Below are 22,257 nucleotides of genomic sequence, written 5' to 3' on the forward strand. Positions count from 1 at the left end.
TCTGGAATTGGCTGCCGCAATATGGAGTTCGTTACCCCGCCGCCGCCATTCTTGCCCTGACACGCACCTGCCATAACGAATGCGCTGCCAGCGCTAGAATCAGCACCAGTCCGCCGGCGAGCGTCATGTTGCTTGGCGCTTCGGCGAAGATCAGCCAGACCCAGATCGGAGCCAGGATCGTTTCCAGCAGATAGAACATCGCCACTTCCGGCGCCGAGAGAAAGCGTGTGCCGGTGGCGAGGCACCAGAAGGAGAGGGGCATCAGGATCGCCCCATCGAGCAGGATCCAGCCGGGATGATCGATCACGATGCCCGAAGGCATGACATGGTAAAGTCCCACTGCAGCCGGGATAATGGCGGACAATAGAGACGCGAAGCCCATATCCTTGCGCGAAGCTCTGGCGATCGTGATGGCGCAGGCGATGGAAAAAGAAGCAAGAACCGACAGCGCATCGCCGAGGAAATGACCGCCCTCCATGCCATCCCGCACGATCAGGCCGACGCCAAAGATCATTGCGATCATGGTGACGATGGTGGAAAGAGCGGGGCGCTCCTTCAGGAAAATCCAGGAGAGAAGTGCCGCAAACATCGGATTGAGAGCGATGATGAACACCACATTCGCCGCCGTCGTATAGTAGATGGCGAGGAGAAAGGTGATGGTCGTCAGGCCGTAAAAGAGGCCGACGGGAAGTCCGATCCAGCCCGGCAGCGTGTTGCGCAGCGATCCTGTAACCCGGCGGATGACGACCAGAGCGATAAGCGCCACGACGATCGTCGCAAGGCTGCGCGCCGACAGCACGGACCAGACATCGCCGCTCGAAAGCCGAATCAGCGGGATGTCCATCGACAGCGTGAGCCCGCCGATGGTGGCCAGCAACAAGCCTTTTCTGTGATCCGAGAGATGGGAGACCATTTAGCGAGAGGGATCTTCGCTGACATCGGCGGGATTGAAGCGTTCCCAGCCGCGCGGGGTCAGATGCTCCTGTGGCTGAAACCGTGTCTTGTAGTCCATCTTGCGAGAGCCCTTGACCCAATAGCCGAGATAGACATGCGGCAGCCCGAGCGCCTTGGTCCGCTTGATATGATCGAGGATCATGAAGGTGCCGAGCGAACGTTGGTCGAGATCGGGATTGAAATAGGAATAGACCATTGACAGCCCGTCGCTCATCACGTCGGTCAATGCCGCCGCCAGCAGCTCGCCTTTCGGCCGCTGCTCCAGCCCGGAGCCTTCTTCGCGCCGGCGATATTCGATGATGCGGGTGTTGACGTGGGTGTCCTCGACCATGATCGCATAGTCGAGCACGGTCATGTCGGACATGCCGCCCTGCTGATGGCGATAATCGAGATAGCGGCGGAAGAGGGAATATTGCTCGCTGGACGGCTGCGCCGGAAATTCGGTGGCGATAATATCGCTATTGGACGACAGGACGCGTTTCATCGACCGGCTGGGCTCGAATTCCTGAGCGAGAATGCGAACGGAAATGCAGGCGCGGCAGGATTCGCAAGCGGGGCGATAAGCGATGTTCTGCGAGCGACGAAAGCCGCCCTGGGTCAATATATCGTTCATTTCCGCTGCGCGCGGCCCGACGAGATGGGTGAAGACTTTACGCTCCATCTCACGCGGCAGGTACGGGCAGGCGGCCGGTGCCGTCAGATAAAACTGCGGGGATGGCGTCGACTGCGTGTTCATCTGCCGTTGATCAACCTTCCATTCGGCATTCGACTTCTCACAAGCATGGCCCAAGTTTAGAAAACGTCAACTATGTCCTTCGTCCAAGGTCATAGTTTCCCAGCTTCTTCAGAAACAAGCGGGCTTCGTTAGGGTGATAGGGTGGACAACCAAATCGTTGGTACGACGTTGAGCGGAATAGCCAAGGTTACGCCGTTCGGACGATGACCGTGCCGAGGAGCAGGTCATGCACCAGCCGGCTGCGTTCGATGAACAGGCCTGCAAGCAGGATGAGCGGCGTCAGGACGGAGTTCAGGATCCAGAACAGCGCCAGATGCACGATCGCGGTCAGAAAATCCATCCGCCGGCCGTCTATCCGCACCATGGCGATGCCCATGGCGCGCATGCCGAGCGAGGCCTGATGCGGTCCGCCGAGCGTCCAGCCGAAATAGAGGCCCGCAACGATGAGAAAGAGGGCAGGGTAGAGCACGAAGCCCAACCCAAGCGTCAGGATCGAGACAAAGAACAGCACAACCGCGGCCGGTATGCAGAGCAGGCCGACGATGACATAGTCAAGGATGAAGGCGAAGATGCGCCGGCTCAGCACACCGCTATAGGCGCGCCAGTCGTCCGGTGCTGCATAAAGCGGGGTTGGGTTCAGGCTCATCGTCTTTCTCCTTCGCGCATAACCCCTTCAATCGTTCCGATTTAAGGAAAGGCTGATGCGCAGTTAAAGATTCCCATTGCGACTTTTGTGCATCCAGCAGGATGCGCGGCGCAGTAGGAAACATTTGCCGAACATATGGTGTGAGGTCCGGCAAATGCAATAAGCTTTGTGGCCGGTAATTACCTCTTTGCCAGCAGTCTCGCCACTTCCGGTGCGAAATAGGTGAGAATGCCGTCGCAGCCGGCGCGCTTGAAGGCGAGCAACGTTTCCAGCATCACCCTTTCGCCATCGATCCAGCCATTGGCCGCGGCGGCTTTAATCATCGAATATTCGCCAGAGACCTGATAGGCAAAGGTCGGCAGGCCGAATGCCTCCTTCAGCCGCCAACAGATGTCGAGATAGGGCAGGCCGGGCTTGACCATCAGCATATCGGCGCCTTCTTCGACGTCGAGCGCGGCATCGCGCACCGCCTCGGTGCCGTTGGCCGGGTCGATATAATAGGTTTTCTTGTCGCCCTTCAGCAGGCCGCCGGTCGAGATCGCCTCGCGATAGGGGCCGTAGAAGGCGGAGCTGAACTTGGTGGCATAGCTCATGATGCCGACGCTCTGGTGACCGGCCGCATCGAGCGCGTGACGGATCACGCCGATGCGCCCATCCATCATTTCCGATGGCGCGATGATATCGGCACCGGCATCTGCCTGATAGATCGCAGCCTGCGCCACCTGTTCGACGGTTTCGTCATTGACGATCTCATTGCCGCGCAGAATGCCGTCATGGCCGTGGCTGGTGAAGGGATCGAGGGCGACGTCGGTGATGACGCCGATATTCGGCACGGCCTTCTTGATGGCCGCGGTAGCAAGATTGATGAGGTTGTTCTTTTCCAGGCTGTTCGAGCCGGTCTCGTCCCGCAGCTCCATTTCGATATTGGGGAAGGTGGCGAGCGCTGGAATACCGAGGTCGGCCGCTTCTTTTGCGGCTTCCACGGCCTTGTCCACGGTCATGCGATTGACGCCGGGCATGGCCGGGATCGGCTCGGCGATGCCGCTGCCGGGAATCAGGAAGATCGGCCAGATCAGGTCGTCGACGGTCAGGCGGTTTTCCTGCACCAGGCGGCGTGTCCAATCAGCCTTGCGGTTACGCCGCATGCGCCGGTGCCCGGTGATCTCGTCAACAAGATGCGTCTTGTCCTGCATGGTGCCGCCATCCTTTTTAGTCTATCTATGGCCTTAATGTATCGGCAGCGTACCTATCACGCTGTCCCCAGGAAACAAAACCCGGCGAAAGGCCGCAGCCATTATAGCGCTGGCGAGCCCTTGGCCTTCTACTTATTGTTCGCGCATGGAACCCGATTCTCCGACCATACCCAAGAGCACGCTGACGGATATCCTGTTCGTCTTGTTCCTGCGGCTGATTGCGATCGCCTGTTTCTGGCTTGGCCTGCAGTATTGGTCGATGCTGGTCGGCTATTCGCTGGCCGGCCAGGCACGTTTCGATCTCCTCAATCTGCCCTGGAAGGTGGCAGGCGCAGGCCTTGCCGTGGTCTTCCCCGTCGCGGCCCTCGGCCTGTGGCTGACGGTCTCCTGGGGGCCGGTGATCTGGGTGCTGGCGGCCGGCAGCCAAGCGCTGATGTATGGCCTCTGGCCACAGATTTTCGGCTCCAATCCATTGATCGTAATCCTGCACGCAGGCGTCGCCGTGCTCTACTGTATTTTCCGTATTTTGCTGTGGCTGGAGAAGCGCCGGCGCGAGCAACAGGTAATGGTTGATTTACCCTGAGACACCAAGAGTTCCTGGTAAGGTGCTGTTAAGCCTGCAGTTTAAGTAGAATTTTATGTGTATTCGATAGGGTCTCACTCAAGGCGGGAAGAAAACGACACCGCCAAACAAAACAGTGAGGCCAAGTCATGATGAACACGAAAATCAAGCCGCAGGCAGTTGCGAATGCTCGGGACCAGCAGATCGAAGATATCCGTGGTCTGTATATGGAATCGCTCCACCTGGTGGAGCGCCTCCACCGCCGTCTCCTCGATGTTATCAAGGACGAATTCGACCGCCAAGGCCGCGACGACGTCAACGCCGTCCAGGCACTGCTCCTCTTCAACATCGGCAATTCCGAGCTGACTGCCGGCGAACTGCGCTCTCGCGGTTTCTACCTCGGCTCCAACGTTTCCTATAACGTCAAGAAGCTGGTCGACCTCGGCTTCATCAACCATCAACGCTCGCGCATCGACCGCCGCTCGGTCCGCATCAGCTTGACGGAAACCGGCCAGGACATCGCCGAAACCGTCGCCAAACTCTACGAGCGCCACATCGCCTCCATCGACAAGGTCGGCGGCATCGGCACCGACGAGTTCACCCAGATGAACAAGCTCCTGCAGCGCCTCGACCGTTTCTGGAACGACCAGATTTTGTACCGTCTGTGAATCACCGCGGCGGAGTTGCCGCTTGACCCTCCAGTAAAAGCAAGCCGGACACGTTTCCCTGCGTGTCTGGCTTGAACTTTTTACCGGCTTACAATTGTGCGCTTTTTGCCACGCCCCCGCCGCGACGTTGCGGTGCACACTGTGGATGCTGCATCTGCGCCATTGACGCCGGATCAGCAAACGCTATGAACCACTTTCATTTAGTGGTATTTTAGCAACGCAAAATGGTACTTCTTCCGTTACGGCAGGCCAAAGCAAGTTTCATGCCGGACGACACGAATTGGCCATATTGCTATGACAGCGGAAACGAACGGCAAACGGCGCTTTTCAAGTCTTGATCTTCATGCCTTAGCGCTTTGGGCTCGCAATATTGTGATGGTCCGGAGCGAATTTTTAGTGGTGCGTTAAGGGCAACGGATCGACACAGAGCTGCGTTACTTGGCGCGAGCTGCAGTAATTTACTGCTTTCTCTCTTGGCTGCGGATGAATTTGGTCGCAGCGTCGAACGGTGGGATATGTCGAAGAAAACCGGAATTGAACCCTTCTCGCGCCGCTCCTTCCTGCGGTCTGCGGCAACTTTTGGCGTGGCCGCTTTGGCAGCCCCGGCCTTTGCACAGGACCAGACGCCTCTTGATGCGCTGATCAACAATCGCGCTCGCGGCAACTGGGACGATCAGTTCGATGCGAAGGCCGCCGCGCGTACCGCCGCTGCGGTTGTTTCCAACACGCCGATCCTTGGGCCTAATTCCGTACCGAACATCCAGCAGGCGATCGCCCAGTATCAGAGCATCGCTGCCAATGGCGGCTGGCCGCAGATCAATCCCGGTGAGCAACAGCTCCAGCTTGGCGTCACCGATCCTTCCGTGCAGGCGCTTCGCCAGCGTTTGATGGTCACCGGCGACCTGCCGAAGGAAGCCGGCATGTCCTCGGCATTCGATTCCTACGTCGACGGCGCCGTCAAGCGCTTTCAGGCCCGCCACGGCCTGCCGCCGGATGGCGTTATCGGCGAATTCACGCTGAAGGCAATGAATATCCCCGCCGAAGTCCGCCTGCAGCAATTGAACACCAATCTCGTTCGCCTGCAGACGTTCCCGGCCGATCTCGGCCGCCGTCACGTCATGGTCAATGTTCCGGCGACCTATATCGAAGCCGTTGAGGACGGTCAGGTGGCGCTGCGTCACGAGGCGATTGTCGGCCGCATCTCACGCCCGACTCACCTTATCAATTCGAAGATCTACGAGGTCATTCTCAACCCGTACTGGACGGCGCCGCGCTCGATCATCGTCAAGGACATCGTGCCGCTGATGCGCAAGGATCCGACCTACCTGACGAAGAACAATATCCGCCTGCTCGACGGCAAGGGCCAGGAAGTTGCGCCTGAGACGATCGACTGGAATTCGGACAGGGCGCCGGATTTGATGTTCCGCCAGGACCCGGGCAAGAACAACGCCATGGCGTCCACGAAGATCAACTTCCACAACCCCAACAACGAATATATGCACGACACCCCCGAACAGGGCCTGTTCAACAAGCTGATGCGCTTCGACAGCTCGGGCTGCGTGCGCGTGCAGAACGTGCGCGATCTGACGAACTGGCTGCTTGCCGAAACGCCGGGCTGGCCGCGCCAGCACATCGAGCAGGTGATTTCCACGCGCGTCAACACGCCGATCACATTGGCGACGGAAGTTCCGGTCTATTTCGTCTATATCTCCGCATGGGGCGCCGGCAACGGCATCGTTCAGTTCCGCGACGATATCTATCAGCTCGACGGCAATTCCCAGCTCGCGCTCGATACGACGCAGGGCATGGAGCAGCCGGTTCAATAACCCGGCGCCACAGCGACGATAGCCATAGAAAGCCGCGTCCTCTGATGCGGCTTTTTTCTTTGCTGGGGTCCTCATCGTAGAATGCCCAGCAAATGTCGCTGATTGTATTGCTCTTGTGCGACCCTGACGCTAATACCGTCTCCATTGCCGTTCCGGCCCGTTCAGGAGCTCCTACGATGACCAATGCTTCAACCGAACTTTTCTTCAATCGCTCGCTCGCAGATACCGATGCGGAAATCTTTGGCGCGATCGGCAAGGAATTAGGTCGTCAGCGGCATGAGATCGAACTGATTGCCTCGGAAAACATCGTTTCCCGCGCCGTATTGGAAGCGCAGGGCTCGATCATGACGAACAAATATGCTGAGGGATATCCGGGCAAGCGCTACTATGGCGGCTGCCAGTTCGTCGATATCGCCGAAGAACTCGCCATCGAGCGCGCCAAGAAGCTGTTCGGCGTTAATTTCGCCAACGTCCAGCCGAATTCCGGTTCGCAGATGAACCAGGCGGTCTTCCTGGCACTGCTGCAGCCGGGCGACACCTTCATGGGCCTCGACCTCAACTCGGGTGGTCACCTGACGCACGGCTCGCCGGTCAACATGTCCGGCAAGTGGTTCAACGTCGTTTCCTACGGCGTGCGCGAAGGCGACAACCTGCTCGACATGGACGAAGTGCAGCGCAAGGCCGAGCAGCACAAGCCGAAGCTGATCATCGCCGGCGGCACCGCCTATTCCCGCATCTGGGATTGGAAGCGCTTCCGCGAGATTGCCGACAGCGTCGGTGCTTACCTGATGGTGGACATGGCTCACATCGCTGGCCTCGTTGCCGGCGGCCAGCATCCGTCGCCGTTCCCGCATTGCCATGTTGCCACGACCACGACCCACAAGTCGCTGCGCGGCCCGCGCGGCGGCATGATCCTCACCAATGACGAGGATCTGGCGAAAAAGCTCAATTCCGCAGTCTTCCCGGGCCTGCAGGGCGGCCCGCTGATGCATGTCATCGCTGCAAAGGCCGTGGCATTCGGCGAAGCACTGAAGCCGGAGTTCAAGGACTACGCGGCGCAGATCGTCAAGAACGCCAAGGCGCTCGCCGAAACCCTGATCGCGGGTGGCGTCGACGTCGTCTCCGGCGGCACGGACAACCACCTGATGCTGGTCGACCTGCGCAAGAAGAACGCGACCGGCAAGCGCGCCGAAGCAGCTCTCGGTCGCGCCTATGTGACCTGCAACAAGAACGGCATCCCCTTCGATCCGGAAAAGCCTTTCGTCACCTCCGGCGTCCGTCTCGGCACCCCGGCCGGCACGACGCGCGGCTTTAAGGAAGCCGAATTCCGCGAGATCGGCAATCTGATCATCGAAGTGCTTGACGGTCTGAAGGTCGCCAATTCCGACGAAGGCAATGCCGCCGTCGAGGCTGCAGTGCGCGAAAAGGTGGTCAACCTCACTGGCCGCTTCCCCATGTATGGTTACATGGGCTAAGGAGAGCGCATGCGCTGCCCTTATTGCGGTTCGGAAGATACCCAGGTCAAGGATTCACGCCCGGCGGAGGACAACACGTCCATCCGCCGTCGGCGTATTTGTCCGGATTGCGGCGGCCGCTTCACGACCTTCGAGCGCGTGCAACTGCGCGAGCTGATGGTCATCAAGAAGACCGGCCGCAAAGTGCCGTTCGACCGGGACAAGTTGGTGCGCTCCTTCGAGATCGCGCTGCGCAAACGCCCCGTCGACCGTGATCGCATCGAACGTGCCGTCTCCGGCATCGTCCGCCGCCTGGAAAGCTCCGGCGAGACGGAAATCAGCTCGGAACAGATCGGCCTGCAGGTGCTCGAAGCCTTGAAGAGCCTCGATGATGTCGCCTTCGTGCGCTATGCTTCCGTCTATCGCGATTTCTCGCATGCGGAGGATTTCGAGCAGGTGATTACCGAGATCAACGCCAAGATCGCCCGCGATCCGCTGGACCCCTGACCATGGCGCTCCGGCCTGAAGACGAGCGTTTCATGGCCGCGGCGATCCGTCTGTCGCGCACGCATCTGGGGCTTACCTCAACCAACCCATCCGTCGGGTGCCTGATCGTCAAGGATGGTGCCGTCATCGGCCGCGCCGTGACCGCGCTTAGCGGCAGGCCGCATGCCGAGCCGCAGGCTTTGGCCGAGGCCGGCGAGGCGGCGAGGGGAGCCACGGCTTACGTCACGCTCGAACCCTGTTCCCACCACGGCAAGACGCCGCCCTGCGCCGAGGCGCTTATCGCCTACGGCGTCGCCCGCGTCGTCATCAGCGTCACCGATCCCGATCAACGCGTTTCCGGCCGCGGCATCGCGCTGCTGCGAGATGCGGGGATCGAGGTTGATGCCGGTATTCTCGAGGAGGAAGGCAAGCGCGCGCTTGCCGGCTACCTCACGCGTCAGACGAGAAACCGGCCGTATGTGACTCTCAAGCTTGCTGTTTCGGCAGATGGGATGATTGGCAAGACAGGCGAAGGACAGGTGCGCATCACCGGCGATATCGCCCGCGCTCAGGTACAGGTGCTCAGAGCCGAAAGTGACGCCATTCTCGTCGGCATCGGCACGGCGATGGCAGACGATCCGGAATTGACCTGTCGTCTCCCGGGGCTGGAAAGCCGTAGCCCATTGCGCATCGTCATCGACGACCAGCTTCAGCTTCCGCTCGGCAGCAAGCTTGTAAAGACGGCGTCTCAGTATGGTCTCATGGTCGTCGCCGGTGATCCGCCGCCCTTTGATGAGAATACCGACAAGGCCTTCCTGGGCCGCCGCGCCGCGCTGGATGCCGCAGGCGCCGAAGTGCTGCAATCCAATTCCGGCGAACCGGGGGAACTGCTTGAAGCGCTGGGAACGCGCGGCATCTCCTCTCTGCTGGTCGAGGGCGGCGCAAGGACGGCGCAGCGCTTTCTTGCCGCCGATCTCGTCGACCGCATCCTTCTGTACCAGGGGCCGGCGACGATCGGCGAGGGCGGTATTGAATCGCCGATCACGAAGACCAATATCCCACCCAGTTTCAGGCATATCCGCGCGAGCCAGTTTGGCGATGATCGCTGCGACGAATTTGAAAGAGGTTTTTGATGTTTACCGGAATTGTCACCGATATCGGCAAGGTCGAATCCGTTTCCCCTCTCAAAGAAGGCATCAAGCTGCGCGTCGCCACCAATTACGATCCGGCAACGATCGATATGGGTGCCTCGATCTCCCATTCCGGAATCTGCTTGACGGTGACCGGCCTGCCCGAAGCCGGCAGCAACGGCCGCTGGTTCGAAGTGGAGGCCTGGGAAGAAGCCTTGCGGCTGACCACCATCGGCACCTGGGAGGCCGGCAGCAGTATCAATCTAGAGCGCTCGCTGAAGATCGGCGATGAACTCGGCGGCCACATCGTCTCCGGCCATGTCGACGGCAAGGCGGAGATCCTGTCTGTGACGACGGAAGGCGACGCCACCCGCTTTCGCCTGCGTGCTCCCTCCCATCTCGCCAAATTCGTCGCTCCCAAGGGCTCGATCGCGCTCGACGGCACGTCACTGACGGTCAACGCCGTCGACGGCACCGATTTCGACGTACTCCTGATCCGCCACACGCTGGAGGTCACGACCTGGGGCGAACGCAAGGCCGGCGACTTCGTCAATTTCGAAGTCGACACCATGGCCCGCTACGCCGCCCGGCTGGCGGAATTCCCGGTCGCGCGCGAAAGCTGATCCAAGACGCCCTCAATCGCGCGCATTATCCGCCGCCATCAGTTCGATGGCGGCTTTTTTGTCGGAGTTATCCTGCAAAGCTACTGACTACCACGCAAGACTACGAGCGGCTGGATTGCGCTCTGAACTGTCATTGCGGCAATGGCAAAATTCCCTATTCTGCGGTCGCCAATACAGGATGCAAAATCGCTTGATCAGCAATAGTCGCGAGTTGCTTTAAGACGACCTATGAATTTCCAAGGGAATAGAGATGAGCAGCTTTCAAATGGGCGAAGGTTCCGGGCATTTTGTGTTCTCCGATCAAGCCGCAGGCTCGCGACGCTCAATGAGGATCTTCTATTTCCGGCCAAAGACATCGGTTCCAAATCCCCGCTTTGTCATTGCCCTTCATGGGCTTGATCGCGCGGCATCGGACTTTAGGGATGTGCTGGCAAAGCAAGCGGATCAGCATGGGATGATCGTCTTGGTGCCGGAATTTGACAGCGATGCGTTCCCCGACTTCTATGCCTACAACTACGGCAATGTCAGGCTCGCGCCGCCACGCAAAATCGTCTTGGCACGGGAGCACTGGACGTTCGGCATTATCGATCGGTTATTCCAATATGTTCGAAGCGGATTGAACTCCAGCCGCAGCACATTTGGAATGTTCGGCAATTCCGCGGGCTCGCAGTTCGTATTGCGATATCTCGCTCTCAACCAAGCCACCGCAGTCGATCAAGCAATCGCTTCCAACTGCGGCATCTACATGTTGCCGGACCTGAAGCGCGATTACCCCAGTGGCATGGGTGGCCTTGATCTGGATGAAAGCTTTCTGAGACGATATTTCGGACGGCGGCTGACGATCTTGCTCGGCGAAGCGGACGCGGACAGCACCGCATTCGATCTTCCCCGCACTGAAGAGGCTATGGCGCAAGGCCCTCATCGCCTTGCTCGCGGATTGTGGCACTACGAGCTCTGCAAACAAATCTCCAGCGAGCTCGATCAGGCCCTTGCCTGGAAGCTGGAAATCGTTCCGGGGGCGGGACACGTCGATCAGAAAATCTTCGACCGTGCCGTCGATATCCTTGCAGATACCGACCTTTCCGCCATTACCGCTCGAACATGACGTTGGGCTTGTCCTTGTAGAACACTTCGCCGATCCGGCGGAAGCCGACCTTTTCGGCGACGCGCTGTGATGGCGCGTTTTCCGGGTCGATGATGCAGGTCATGCGTCGGCCTGGGAATGTCTCTTCGGCCCAGGCGATTGCCGCGCTGACGGCTTCCGTCGCATAGCCTTTGCCCTGCAGCGCCGGTGTGATCCCCCAACCAGCTTCCAAAGTGCCTTCCGTAGTGGTCGGGTACATGTCGCGATGCAGGTCGAGGAAGCCGACTTCACCGATGAAGCGGCCGCTATGACGCTCTTCGACAGCAAAGAAACCGAAACCCAGATGATGCCACATGCCGGCATAACGCAACATTCGCGACCAGGCCTGTTCGCGCGTCGAGGTCTCGCCGCCGATATAACGGACAAGGTCCTCCTGCGACCAGAAGGCGGTATATTCTTCGAAATCCTCCAATCGATGAGAGCGGAGGATGAGGCGTTCGGTCATCAATGTCGGAATTATGGTCATGGCGGGAGCGGCTTCCTTCTTGTCTGCCATTTCTGCATTCATGCGCATCCGTTTATGCTCCCGGTTCACCGTCCCAATAATCCACCGCACCGCCTTCGCGTCCGATGAAGCTGAAGCGCCGCGGCGCCTCGCCGGCCCGATTGGTTTTCGCCATGAACTTGCCGGAGTCCGGATATTCGACGATCTCTGTTGGGGCCTTGGTCGAGATGACGAGATAGATCAGCACGCCCGGGCCGATATTGATGAGCTGATGGGCGGTGTCATGCCCACCGGCGGGTGCCCCCAATACATCGCCCTTCGCGACCAGGATACGCTCGCTCCCAATGCGATATTCGCCTTCGCCGTCGAGGATGACGAAGAGCTCTTCTTCGACGTGATGATTGTGAAATGGACAGCCGGATTTGCCAGGCGGCACTTCATTGTAGCTGATGCCGAGATCCTTCAGCCCGAGCAGAGCCCCGAAGGAGACATCACTGCCCGCAAAAAAATCTCCCTGCTGCCAATGATCGAGCTGTAGCTCGCCAAGGTTGACAGCGTGTCTTGTTTTCTCTGCCATCGGGTTTCTCCCTGCCAGGACCAAATTATTAGCGAAGCGAGTGAGCTGGCGGAAGATACAATTTCTGGCACAGATCAATGTTCCTCAAATCGGAGTTAGAATCAGCGCAGGCATCCGAAAAACACTTGCCAAGTGCGGCCCGCCGTGGTTTGACCCGGCCTAACAAGGTGCCGCGCCCTCTCAAATCGCAGGTGATGTATGACCAGCTCTTCCAATGCTCATATCCTTATCGTCGAAGCTCGCTTCTATGACGATATGGCCGATGCTCTGCTCGACGGCGCCAAGACCGCTCTCGACGAGGCGGGCGCGAGCTATGACATCGTCACCGTGCCCGGCGCCCTGGAGATTCCTGCTGCGATTGCCATGGCGCTCGATGGCGGCGACAATGGTAACGTTGTTTATGACGGCTATGTCGCTCTCGGAATGGTTATCCGCGGCGAGACCTATCATTTCGATATCGTCGCCAATGAATCCTCGCGTGCGCTGATGGATCTGGCTGTCAGCGAATCCCTCGCGATCGGCAATGGTATCCTCACCGTCGAGAATGACGAGCAGGCTTGGGCGCGTGCGCGCCGTTCGGACAAGGACAAGGGCGGCTTCGCTGCCCGTGCGGCGCTGACCATGATCGCGCTGAAAGAGAAGTTGGGTGCATAATACATGAGCAATCAGGATAACGAGCGACCGGCAAAGACCGCGAACCAGCGGGGCGCAGCACGCCTTGCCGCCGTTCAGGCGCTCTATCAGATGGATATCGGCGGTACTGGCGTGTTGGAGGTGGTGGCCGAATATGAGGCGCACCGTCTCGGACAGGAGCTGGACGGCGAGACCTATCTGAAGGCCGACGCATCCTGGTTCCGCTCCATCGTCTCCGGCGTCGTGCGCGAGCAGACCCGGCTCGATCCGCTGATCGGCTCCGCCCTGCAGGATGATTGGGCATTGTCGCGCCTCGACAGCACCGTGCGCGCCATCCTGCGTGCCGGCACTTTCGAGCTTCTCGACCGAAAGGACGTGCCGGTCCCGGTCATCGTCACCGAATATGTCGAGATCGCTCACGCCTTTTTTGAAGAGGATGAGCCGAAGCTCGTCAATGCCGTGCTCGATCGAATCGCCAAGCAGGTCCGCGGCGAAGCCAAGAAATAAGGTCCGATGACAGGCCGGTTCTTGATCCCGGCCATTTTCGTTTCCTTCGCTCGCGCCTCATTTCACCAAGCGACATTCTTTTGAACCTCCTTCGGGTGTTTTACCCGCGGGCGGTCTTGACGCGACGTTTTCCCAAACGCAATCTCGCCTTGCACATTTGCCGACCCCCTTTGGAGGAGGGGGCGGCCGTTGTCGCGGGCGGCCGGAGGGGGAGTGAACCGCCGGCTTTTTTGGAGGGAAAAAGCGAAATGTCGATTCTTTTAGGAGTGATCGCGTGCGGACTGCTCTCGGTGATCTACGCCGTCTGGGCAACCCGGTCGGTGCTTGCCGCCGATCAGGGTAACGCACGCATGCAGGAAATTGCAGGCTATATCCGAGAAGGCGCGCAAGCCTATCTGGCGCGTCAATACAGAACCATTGCCATTGTCGGCGTCATCGTTTTCATCCTGGCCTGGCTGCTCCTGTCGGGCGAAGCCGCCATCGGTTTCCTGATCGGCGCCATTCTATCTGGTGCCGCCGGTTTTATCGGCATGCATGTCTCCGTGCGCGCCAATGTCCGCACCGCGCAGGCCTCCTCGCATAGCCTGTCGGCCGGTCTCGACATCGCTTTCAAGTCCGGCGCCATCACCGGCATGCTGGTCGCCGGCCTCGCTCTGCTCGGCGTCTCCATCTATTTCTATGTGCTGACCGGCATTCTCGGCCATGAGCCGGGCTCGCGCGACGTCATCGATGCGTTGGTGGCGCTCGGTTTCGGCGCTTCGCTGATTTCGATCTTCGCTCGTCTCGGCGGCGGTATCTTCACCAAGGGTGCGGATGTCGGCGGCGACCTCGTCGGCAAGGTGGAAGCAGGCATTCCCGAAGACGATCCGCGCAATCCCGCAACCATCGCCGATAACGTCGGCGACAATGTCGGCGACTGCGCCGGCATGGCTGCCGACCTCTTCGAAACCTATGCGGTCTCCGTCGTGGCCACCATGGTTCTGGCTGCAATCTTCTTTGCCGGCACGCCGGCTCTCGCCTCGGCCATGATCTATCCGCTGGCCGTCTGCGGCACCTGCATCATCACCTCGATCATCGGCACCTTCTTCGTCAAGCTCGGCGCAAACGGCTCGATCATGGGCGCGCTTTACAAGGGCCTGATTGCCACGGGCCTCCTGTCGATCATCGGTCTCGGGGTCGCCACGTCGCTGACCGTCGGCTGGGGTTCGGTTGGCGCCGCCGCAGGCTACGAAGTCACCGGCGCGAAGCTGTTCGCCTGCGGTATCGTCGGTCTGATCGTCACGGCGCTGATCGTCGTCATCACTGAATATTACACCGGCACCAACAAGCGCCCGGTCAATTCCATCGCCCAGGCCTCGGTCACCGGCCATGGCACCAACGTCATCCAGGGCCTCGCCGTTTCACTCGAATCGACGGCGCTGCCAGCAATAGTCATCGTCGGCGGCATTCTGGCCACCTATCAGCTCGGCGGCCTATTCGGCATCGGCATTGCGGTCACCGCCATGCTCGGCCTTGCTGGCATGATCGTTGCGCTCGACGCCTTCGGTCCGGTCACCGACAACGCCGGCGGCATCGCCGAAATGTCGCATCTTCCGCCAGAAGTGCGCAAATCGACCGATGCGCTGGATGCGGTTGGCAATACCACCAAAGCGGTGACGAAAGGCTATGCCATCGGCTCGGCCGGCCTCGGAGCGCTGGTGCTCTTCGCGGCCTATTCGAACGACTTGAAATATTTCGCGGCCCATGGCGACCTATTCCCTTATTTCAAAGATGTGGGCACGATTTCCTTCGATCTCTCCAACCCCTACGTCGTCGCCGGCCTGTTGTTCGGTGGTCTGATTCCCTATCTTTTCGGCGGCATCGCCATGACGGCCGTCGGCCGCGCGGCCGGTGCGATCGTCGAAGAGGTGCGCAAGCAGTTCCGCGAAAAGCCGGGTATCATGAAGGGCACTGAGCGTCCCGATTACGGCCGCGCGGTCGACCTTCTGACCAAGGCCGCCATTCGTGAGATGATCGTTCCGTCGCTGCTGCCGGTACTGGCACCGATCGTCGTCTATTTCGGCGTGCTGCTGATCTCCGGCTCGAAAGCGTCGGCCTTTGCTGCGCTCGGCGCTTCCTTGCTGGGCGTCATCATCAACGGCCTGTTCGTCGCCATTTCCATGACGTCGGGCGGCGGTGCCTGGGACAATGCCAAGAAGAGCTTCGAAGACGGTTTTGTCGACAAGGACGGCGTGCGTCACCTGAAGGGTTCGGAGGCGCACAAGGCTTCCGTCACGGGTGATACCGTCGGCGATCCCTACAAGGACACGGCCGGCCCCGCCGTCAATCCGGCGATCAAGATCACCAATATCGTCGCGCTGCTGCTGCTGGCCATTCTCGCCGGATAAGGGCGAGGGCGTCATACAAATGAAAAACCCGCGAAGCCTGCGCTTCGCGGGTTTTTTGATGTGATCTCGCCGGTTTACTGGCCGGCGTTGAGGTTGTTGAGGAAGTTCTTCGCGCCGTTGATGCCGTTGCCGCCGCCCTGCAGGATCTGTTGTAGGAAGGTCATGTCGCGGCCGCCGGTTGGCGTCGTGCGGCTGATCATGTCGAAGACCTTGCCGTCCTTCAGCGTGTAGTTGGCTTCCTGCTTCACAATGCCGTCCTTGTCGAAATAAATCGCCAGGATGTTCTGGTCGACCAGCTTCGGCTTCATGAAGGCCACAGCGCGCGTGCGCTTCTGGGAGATGTAATAGAAGACTTCGCCATCGAAGGTCGCCGTCGTCGACGGCGTGCCGAGCGAAAGCAGCACCTGCTCGCGGCTCGAGCCGACAGGCACGAGATTGAGCGATTGCTGGTCGAAGATGTAGCCGTTGTTCATGACCTCGCTGGTCTGGCAGCCCGCGAGCCCCGCGGTGGCAATCACCAGAGCGATAGCGGCACTGCTGATGAAAGTCCTGTCAGACTTGAAATACCGTCTCGTCAACGACATCTCATCTCCCCTAATGAATCAAACCGATGGCCGAACGGCCGATGTGACCTTGCTGTGCACATCATTGTGGCCATTCCGCGATTGCGGAAGACACAGCGATGTTGTTCGGCACTCTTCATAACCAATCATGCACGGGAGTGACGACGGCTTGGGGCGGGACCTTTGAAGCGGGCACAAACGGCATTGCAATTCGCGCCTGCTTCGGTAAACCAGCTTTCAAGTGGATGCAACAAGGCCAAGCGCAACGGGGCGCTCTGAATGAGCCAATTCCGGGAATTTTCATGATTTTTGGGCTCTTCCGCAAAAGAAATCACAACCAGATCATCGTCGTCAGGCAATATGACACCCTGACCTCGATGGCGCGCCAGCCGGTTTTCTATACGGACTACGATGTGCCGGATTCGGTCATGGGGCGTTTCGAGCTGCTGTCGGCGGTGATGATCCTGTTTTTCCGCCGTACACGTTCTTCGGAAACCAGCGGTCAGGAGCTTGCGCAGGAAATCGTCGATGCCTTTTTTGAGGATATCGATTATTCGATCCGCGAACTCGGAATTGGCGATAACAGCGTACCGAAGCGGATGAAGAAACTGGCCGGCATGTTTTACGGACGGCTGGAAAGCTACGCTGCCGCGATGGACGGGAACGACCGTGACGCACTGGCCGCTGCCCTCCGGCGCAATATCTATCCCAAGGCAGGCGAGGAAGCTCCCTCGATGATCGGCCTGGCGGATTGGATGATGACCGCCGAGGCGCATCTGTCGGGGATCGCGGAAACCGAGATCGCCACCGGCTCCGCAACGCTCCCGCAGCCACCCGAGATCGGCAAGGCCGCATCCGATATCGGCAAAGACGTACTTTAGGAGACAAAAATGAAAAGACCCAACTCCGACGAAACACCCTTTTCCTATCCCGTGAAGGTCGGCCACATCTCCGCCAACCCGGTGGACGTGCATCTCGAGGCCGACAAGAGAGAGCTTGTCGGCTTGGCCGCGCTTTGGGACGTACTTTCCGTCGAGAAACTCACAGCGGAATTGAAGATCTCCCGCTGGAAGCGCGACGGTGTCCGCATCAAGGGCAATGTCCACGCGAAGATCGTTCAGGCTTGCGTGGTCACGCTGGAGCCGGTCGAATCGGAGATCGACGAGGATTTCGAACACATTTTCATCCCCGAGGATTCGAAGCTGGCCCGGGCGCCGGCCTTGGATGCCGGCGAAATGGTGCTCGATCCCGACGGTCCGGATCTTCCGGAAACCTTCACCGGTGATACGATCGATGCCGGCGCCGTCGTCGCAGAATTTGCAGCGCTTGCCATCGATCCCTATCCGCGCAAGCCCGGGATCGAGTTCGAAGGCCACATCGAGGACAGTGGCGAAGATGACAAGAAACCGTCGCCTTTCGCTGTCCTGAAAGACTGGAAAAAGGAATAGACCCCTCTGGCAATTGAACACAATTCAGTTGTAACGCGAGGAGAAACCGGTATTTTGACGCCAAATTCGCCGGGTCCGGCGGACAAAAAGGACTAGGGACGCGTGATCAGAATTTCTCTTGACCTAATGGGTGGCGACTTCGGCCCTGAGGTTGTCATTCCTGGCGCGGCCAAGGCGCTGGATAGGCATCCCGATATTACGTTCGTCATGTACGGCCAGAAGGATCGTTGCGAAGCGATCCTCGGCAAATATCCGAAACTTCGGGAAAAATCCGTCTTTCACGAATGCGATGTCGCCATCAGCATGGATGAAAAGCCGAGCCAGGCCCTGCGCCGCGGCCGCTATATCTCCAGCATGTGGCGCTCGATCGAGGCGGTGAAGGTCGGCGATGCAGATGTCGTCGTTTCCGCCGGCAATACCGGTGCGCTGATGGCCATGGCGAAGTTCTGTTTGCGCACCATGGCCAACATCGAACGTCCCGCGATCGCCGCGATCTGGCCGACGCTGCGCGGCGAAAGCATCGTGCTCGATGTCGGCGCGACCATCGGCGCCGATTCACAGCAATTGCTGGATTTCGCCCTGATGGGTGGTGCCATGGCGCGCGCACTCTTCGAAATCGAACGGCCGACCATTGGTCTCCTGAATGTCGGCGTCGAAGAAATCAAGGGCCAGGAAGACGTCAAGGAAGCCGGCCGCCTGATCCGCGAAGCCAACCTCGAATCGCTCGAATATTTCGGCTTCGTCGAGGGCGACGATATCGGCAAGGGTACGGTCGATGTGGTCGTGACGGAGGGTTTTTCCGGCAATATCGCATTGAAGGCGGCCGAGGGTACGGCAAAGCAGATCGGCGCTTATCTACGCGCGGCCATGAGCCGGACGCTGCTGGCCCGCATAGGCTATATCTTCGCCAAGGGCGCCTTCGATCTGCTGCGCGAGAAGCTTGATCCGAGCAAGGTCAACGGCGGCGTCTTCCTCGGCCTCAACGGCATCGTCATCAAGAGCCACGGTGGCGCCAACGCCGAGGCCTTCGCGGCCGCCATCGATGTCGGCTATGACATGGCCAAGAATGGCCTCACCCAAAAAATCGACAACGATCTGAAAAAATATCATGCCAAACGGCAGCCGCCGATCGGACCGGAAGCGGCATGAGCGACGGGGTATAACAAGAATGATCCGTTCAGTTGTTCGCGGATTTGGATCGGCGCTTCCCAAGCGCGTCATGACCAATCGCGATTTGGAGCAAGTCGTCGACACGAGCGACGACTGGATTGTCCAGCGCACCGGCATCCGCCAGCGTTACATTGCCGGCGAAGGTGAGACCACTGCCTCGCTCGGTGAGCAGGCGGCGCGGTCAGCCCTTGCCAATGCCGGCCTCACGACTGACGATATCGACCTGATCATCGTCGCCACCTCGACGCCGGACAATACCTTTCCCGCCACCGCGGTGAACATCCAGAACCGTCTGGGCATGCATCATGGCTTCGCCTTCGATCTCCAGGCCGTGTGTTCGGGCTTCGTCTATGCGGTGACGACAGCCGACGCTTACATTCGTGGCGGCGTCGCCAAGCGCGTGCTTGTCATCGGCGCCGAAACATTCTCCCGCATTCTCGACTGGACGGACCGCACGACCTGCGTCCTCTTCGGCGACGGCGCCGGTGCGCTCATCCTCGAAGCGGGCGAGGGGACCGGCGCCAGCAGCGATCGCGGCGTGCTGACGGCCAGCCTGCGCTCCGACGGTGCACACAAGGACAAGCTTTACGTCGACGGCGGCCCTTCCTCGACAGGAACGGTCGGCGTGTTGCATATGGCGGGCCGGGAAGTGTTCAAACATGCCGTCGGCATGATCACCGATGTCATCCAGGCCACCTTCGAAGCGGCAAAAGTGACGGCCGATGATCTCGACTGGCTGGTGCCGCATCAGGCGAACCGCCGCATCATCGACGGGTCGGCTAAAAAGCTCGGAATTGCTCCCGAGAAGGTTGTGGTTACCGTGGATCTCCATGGCAATACTTCAGCAGCCTCGATCCCGCTCGCGCTTGCCGTAGCGGCAGGCGACGGCCGGATCAAGAAGGGCGATCTGGTGATGCTGGAAGCCATGGGCGGCGGTTTTACCTGGGGCGCCGTCCTGGTGCGCTGGTAGGCCTCGTCTCTAAAATCCGATTCCTAACAAGAGCTTGACCGTTTGGTGCAAGGGCAATAGTCTCTTGCAGCTTGAATATAATTACGTAGCAATATGGGCGGGGAACTATGACCGGCAAGACAGTGACGCGCGCGGACTTGGCAGAGTCGGTATTCCGGAAAGTCGGTCTGTCCCGGACTGAATCGGCGGAACTGGTCGAAACGGTGATCGACGAAATTTGCAACGCCATCGTGCGTGGCGAAACTGTAAAACTCTCCTCCTTCGCGACGTTTCAGGTGCGCGACAAGAACGAACGCATCGGTCGAAATCCGAAGACCGGCGAAGAAGTGCCGATCTCTCCGCGCCGTGTCATGACGTTCAAGGCGTCCAACGTCCTCAAGACGCGCATCCTGAAAGCCCATGCCAGCCGCAAGGCGAAAGCCCGGCCGGTAAATCCCGTTTCCTGATCCAGCAAAACAGACATTGGCGGAGCCGGTGCCGTGCGCATCGGCGCGCTGTTTTCCAGGTTATTCGCGGTTATTTTTCGGCTTGCTTGCGAAAGAGCTGAAGAGACGACTTGAATTTCTCCCCGCAAACCGTTGAAATATGATGAGTCGTATCGCGATGAGCTGCGGTGCGGATATGCGGTTTCGCATGATTTGGCCTGATAGCGCCGCGGTCATGGTGTGGGAGTATGACGATGGACAAGAGCCCGGATGCATTTCGCACGATCAGCGAAGTCGCGGAAGACCTTGATCTGCCCCAGCATGTCCTGCGTTTCTGGGAAACCCGTTTCCCGCAGATCAAGCCGATGAAGCGCGGCGGCGGCCGGCGCTACTATCGCCCTGAGGACGTCGACCTCCTGAACGGCATCCGCCATTTGCTTTATGACCATGGCTATACGATCAAAGGCGTTCAGAAGCTTCTGAAGACCAACGGCAACAAATTCGTCATCGCCGTCGGTCATGGCGATCTCGCAAGCGTCGAGGCGCTAGCTACCACGCAAGAGCCGGCCGTAGCCGAGCCGCGCGTCGGCTCGCCAGACGACGACCAAATCGTCGGCCGTCCCAAAGCGCCGATCAGTCGCCGCTTCTTCAACTTCGTCGCCGGTGAAGACGAGGCTCCCGACGTTTCCATCGGCAAGTCGAGCGTCGGCAAGGAAGATCGGGCGCTGCTGCAGGAAACGCTTTACGACCTGCTGGAATGCAAGCGCCTACTCGATCAGGTGCGGTGAGATAAAAGCCACCCGAAGACACTGATCGGCTGCCCACCGGCTCAGTTGCACTTGCGCGGGACGGTGGGGTTCGCCTCGCTCGGCGCAACGATCGATTTGCCATCAGCGGAGCGCGGTAGCGTCCAGCACGCATTGGGGTCTTTTTCCACTGCGCTGCTCGTGTTGCGATCACCGACAATGGTGTTGCGATAGTTGCCGGGGTCGTCTGCGCCCGGGCTGTCGCCCCAGCCGCCGCGATCACCGCCATGACCGCTTGACGCCGCCATTGCCGTCGTGACCATGCCGACGGTGAGGAGAGATATGCTTATCATTTTGAAAAACATAGGCTTTTCCCGCTGATCTAGCCGTCTGCGCCACTGCGGTTGCCACAGACGATTGTAATCCCCGACCGGCGGATTGTATTTATTTATTGCTGGCATTCAATACAGCTAAAATACCCCGCGAGATGAAGCGGCGCAGCTTCTACGCCTTTGCCGAGCAATTGCCCAAAACTCTCCGTCGCTAGAACGGCCGGGTCATCGTTTCCCTGCTGACGAGCTTCAGGCTGCGATCGGGCTGGATGATGTAAGTTTCGTAGACATCCTGGCCCCACTGATTGACGAAATGGTGCGGCAAACGGGTGCCTGGAGGCGATAGCGTCAGCTTCAATTGCGGCTGGCCGCGATAGGTGATGCTGCCGGGAATTGGCTGCAGAGATTGTTCGGTTGTGGTGCACGCGGCAAGCAGCGGCGCACATAGCAGAAAGGCAATCAGGGACTTCATCGCCGTAACTTTCTAATCACTTCTTATTCAAAGAAAATCCGTTGGAGAAGAAAGGCAGAAAGGCATCTGTGAGCGCGGCTCGAAGCCATTATATAGAAGTAATGCCGGAGTGGCCTGCGGCAAGATTTTTCACGCAGATTTGCTTGATCTGCCGCCGTTG

The 22,257-nt window shown here is 59.4% G+C and carries 26 protein-coding genes; 17 read left to right on the plus strand and 9 right to left on the minus strand.

All coding sequences use genetic code 11. From position 1 onward, the window contains the following. Positions 1-31: 31 nt before the first annotated feature. The 4 genes from GGD50_RS03250 to hemB all read right to left on the minus strand — a co-directional run bounded on the left by GGD50_RS03250 (position 32) and on the right by hemB (position 3,529). Entirely contained in the window at positions 32-913 is an 882-nt protein-coding gene (locus tag GGD50_RS03250) for a DMT family transporter (protein ID WP_107107667.1), read from the minus strand. Continuing rightward, positions 914-1,690 carry an arginyltransferase gene (locus GGD50_RS03255; protein WP_107107668.1) on the minus strand — a complete coding sequence of 259 codons (777 nt, stop codon included), beginning with the start codon at positions 1,688-1,690 and terminating at the stop codon, positions 914-916. Between the two features lie 187 nt (positions 1,691-1,877). Next, on the minus strand, positions 1,878-2,336 hold the full coding sequence (locus GGD50_RS03260) for an RDD family protein (RefSeq protein WP_107107669.1): 459 nt from the start codon (positions 2,334-2,336) through the stop codon (positions 1,878-1,880). A gap of 179 nt (positions 2,337-2,515) precedes the next feature. Continuing rightward, a complete protein-coding gene (hemB, locus tag GGD50_RS03265; protein WP_107107670.1) occupies positions 2,516-3,529 on the minus strand; it encodes a porphobilinogen synthase in 1,014 nt (337 codons plus the stop codon). 145 nt (positions 3,530-3,674) lie between these two features. Here hemB and GGD50_RS03270 point away from each other — a divergent pair, with 145 nt between their 5' ends. The 8 genes from GGD50_RS03270 to GGD50_RS03305 all read left to right on the plus strand — a co-directional run bounded on the left by GGD50_RS03270 (position 3,675) and on the right by GGD50_RS03305 (position 11,383). After that, a complete protein-coding gene (locus tag GGD50_RS03270; RefSeq protein WP_107107671.1) occupies positions 3,675-4,112 on the plus strand; it encodes a DUF6163 family protein in 438 nt (145 codons plus the stop codon). Positions 4,113-4,243: 131 nt separating this feature from the next. Then, complete coding sequence (gene ldtR, locus GGD50_RS03275) at positions 4,244-4,759, plus strand: transcriptional regulator LdtR (protein ID WP_028753315.1); 516 nt, start codon at positions 4,244-4,246, stop codon at positions 4,757-4,759. Between the two features lie 515 nt (positions 4,760-5,274). Then, on the plus strand, positions 5,275-6,585 hold the full coding sequence (locus GGD50_RS03280; protein ID WP_107107672.1) for a L,D-transpeptidase family protein: 1,311 nt from the start codon (positions 5,275-5,277) through the stop codon (positions 6,583-6,585). Between the two features lie 176 nt (positions 6,586-6,761). Then, positions 6,762-8,060 (plus strand): serine hydroxymethyltransferase, encoded by a 1,299-nt coding sequence (gene glyA / locus GGD50_RS03285; protein ID WP_107107673.1) that lies wholly within the window; start codon positions 6,762-6,764, stop codon positions 8,058-8,060. Between the two features lie 9 nt (positions 8,061-8,069). Beyond that, positions 8,070-8,546, plus strand: a complete 477-nt coding sequence (nrdR, locus tag GGD50_RS03290) for a transcriptional regulator NrdR (RefSeq protein WP_028753312.1) — start codon at positions 8,070-8,072, stop codon at positions 8,544-8,546. A gap of 2 nt (positions 8,547-8,548) precedes the next feature. Continuing rightward, entirely contained in the window at positions 8,549-9,658 is a 1,110-nt protein-coding gene (gene ribD, locus GGD50_RS03295) for a bifunctional diaminohydroxyphosphoribosylaminopyrimidine deaminase/5-amino-6-(5-phosphoribosylamino)uracil reductase RibD (protein ID WP_107107674.1), read from the plus strand. After that, positions 9,658-10,278, plus strand: a complete 621-nt coding sequence (locus GGD50_RS03300) for a riboflavin synthase (protein ID WP_107107675.1) — start codon at positions 9,658-9,660, stop codon at positions 10,276-10,278. The genes ribD and GGD50_RS03300 overlap by 1 nt, the downstream gene beginning before the upstream one ends. 250 nt (positions 10,279-10,528) lie before the next feature. Continuing rightward, a complete protein-coding gene (locus GGD50_RS03305; protein ID WP_107107676.1) occupies positions 10,529-11,383 on the plus strand; it encodes an alpha/beta hydrolase family protein in 855 nt (284 codons plus the stop codon). Here the strand turns inward: GGD50_RS03305 and GGD50_RS03310 are convergent. Further along, the gene (locus GGD50_RS03310) at positions 11,367-11,936 is read right to left on the minus strand and encodes a GNAT family N-acetyltransferase (RefSeq protein ID WP_107107677.1); all 570 of its coding nucleotides are present in this window, start codon (positions 11,934-11,936) and stop codon (positions 11,367-11,369) included. The genes GGD50_RS03305 and GGD50_RS03310 overlap by 17 nt on opposite strands. 4 nt (positions 11,937-11,940) lie before the next feature. Beyond that, positions 11,941-12,444 carry a cupin domain-containing protein gene (locus GGD50_RS03315; RefSeq protein WP_107107678.1) on the minus strand — a complete coding sequence of 168 codons (504 nt, stop codon included), beginning with the start codon at positions 12,442-12,444 and terminating at the stop codon, positions 11,941-11,943. A 198-nt stretch (positions 12,445-12,642) separates the two neighbouring features. Here GGD50_RS03315 and ribH point away from each other — a divergent pair, with 198 nt between their 5' ends. The 3 genes from ribH to GGD50_RS03330 all read left to right on the plus strand — a co-directional run bounded on the left by ribH (position 12,643) and on the right by GGD50_RS03330 (position 15,971). Further along, the gene (gene ribH, locus GGD50_RS03320) at positions 12,643-13,098 is read left to right on the plus strand and encodes a 6,7-dimethyl-8-ribityllumazine synthase (RefSeq protein WP_107107679.1); all 456 of its coding nucleotides are present in this window, start codon (positions 12,643-12,645) and stop codon (positions 13,096-13,098) included. Positions 13,099-13,101: 3 nt separating this feature from the next. Continuing rightward, a complete protein-coding gene (gene nusB / locus GGD50_RS03325) occupies positions 13,102-13,584 on the plus strand; it encodes a transcription antitermination factor NusB (protein ID WP_107107680.1) in 483 nt (160 codons plus the stop codon). A gap of 248 nt (positions 13,585-13,832) precedes the next feature. Continuing rightward, entirely contained in the window at positions 13,833-15,971 is a 2,139-nt protein-coding gene (locus GGD50_RS03330) for a sodium-translocating pyrophosphatase (RefSeq protein ID WP_107107681.1), read from the plus strand. Between the two features lie 74 nt (positions 15,972-16,045). Here the strand turns inward: GGD50_RS03330 and GGD50_RS03335 are convergent, their stop codons facing one another. Beyond that, positions 16,046-16,555: an outer membrane protein assembly factor BamE gene (locus GGD50_RS03335; protein WP_107107682.1), complete on the minus strand. Its 510-nt coding sequence runs from the start codon at positions 16,553-16,555 to the stop codon at positions 16,046-16,048. A gap of 224 nt (positions 16,556-16,779) precedes the next feature. Between GGD50_RS03335 and GGD50_RS03340 the strand changes: the two genes are divergently transcribed. From GGD50_RS03340 to GGD50_RS03365, 6 genes are all read left to right on the plus strand, one after another. Further along, on the plus strand, positions 16,780-17,415 hold the full coding sequence (locus tag GGD50_RS03340; protein ID WP_181316029.1) for a ubiquinol-cytochrome C chaperone family protein: 636 nt from the start codon (positions 16,780-16,782) through the stop codon (positions 17,413-17,415). Positions 17,416-17,424: 9 nt separating this feature from the next. Continuing rightward, entirely contained in the window at positions 17,425-17,982 is a 558-nt protein-coding gene (locus GGD50_RS03345; RefSeq protein ID WP_107107684.1) for a YceD family protein, read from the plus strand. A 102-nt stretch (positions 17,983-18,084) separates the two neighbouring features. Next, positions 18,085-19,131: a phosphate acyltransferase PlsX gene (plsX, locus tag GGD50_RS03350; protein WP_107107685.1), complete on the plus strand. Its 1,047-nt coding sequence runs from the start codon at positions 18,085-18,087 to the stop codon at positions 19,129-19,131. A gap of 19 nt (positions 19,132-19,150) precedes the next feature. After that, positions 19,151-20,122, plus strand: a complete 972-nt coding sequence (locus GGD50_RS03355; RefSeq protein WP_107107686.1) for a beta-ketoacyl-ACP synthase III — start codon at positions 19,151-19,153, stop codon at positions 20,120-20,122. A gap of 107 nt (positions 20,123-20,229) precedes the next feature. Then, the gene (locus GGD50_RS03360) at positions 20,230-20,568 is read left to right on the plus strand and encodes an integration host factor subunit alpha (protein ID WP_107107687.1); all 339 of its coding nucleotides are present in this window, start codon (positions 20,230-20,232) and stop codon (positions 20,566-20,568) included. A 227-nt stretch (positions 20,569-20,795) separates the two neighbouring features. After that, on the plus strand, positions 20,796-21,335 hold the full coding sequence (locus GGD50_RS03365; RefSeq protein ID WP_107107688.1) for a MerR family transcriptional regulator: 540 nt from the start codon (positions 20,796-20,798) through the stop codon (positions 21,333-21,335). Between the two features lie 41 nt (positions 21,336-21,376). Here GGD50_RS03365 and GGD50_RS03370 read toward each other — a convergent pair whose 3' ends face one another. Both GGD50_RS03370 and GGD50_RS03375 read right to left on the minus strand, forming a co-directional pair. Continuing rightward, entirely contained in the window at positions 21,377-21,658 is a 282-nt protein-coding gene (locus GGD50_RS03370) for a hypothetical protein (protein WP_107107689.1), read from the minus strand. 178 nt (positions 21,659-21,836) lie between these two features. Then, entirely contained in the window at positions 21,837-22,097 is a 261-nt protein-coding gene (locus GGD50_RS03375; protein WP_107107690.1) for a hypothetical protein, read from the minus strand. Between the last annotated feature and the right edge of the window lie 160 nt (positions 22,098-22,257).

Source organism: Martinezella paranaensis, from assembly GCF_014200235.1.
Taxonomy (GTDB): domain Bacteria; phylum Pseudomonadota; class Alphaproteobacteria; order Rhizobiales; family Rhizobiaceae; genus Rhizobium; species Rhizobium paranaense.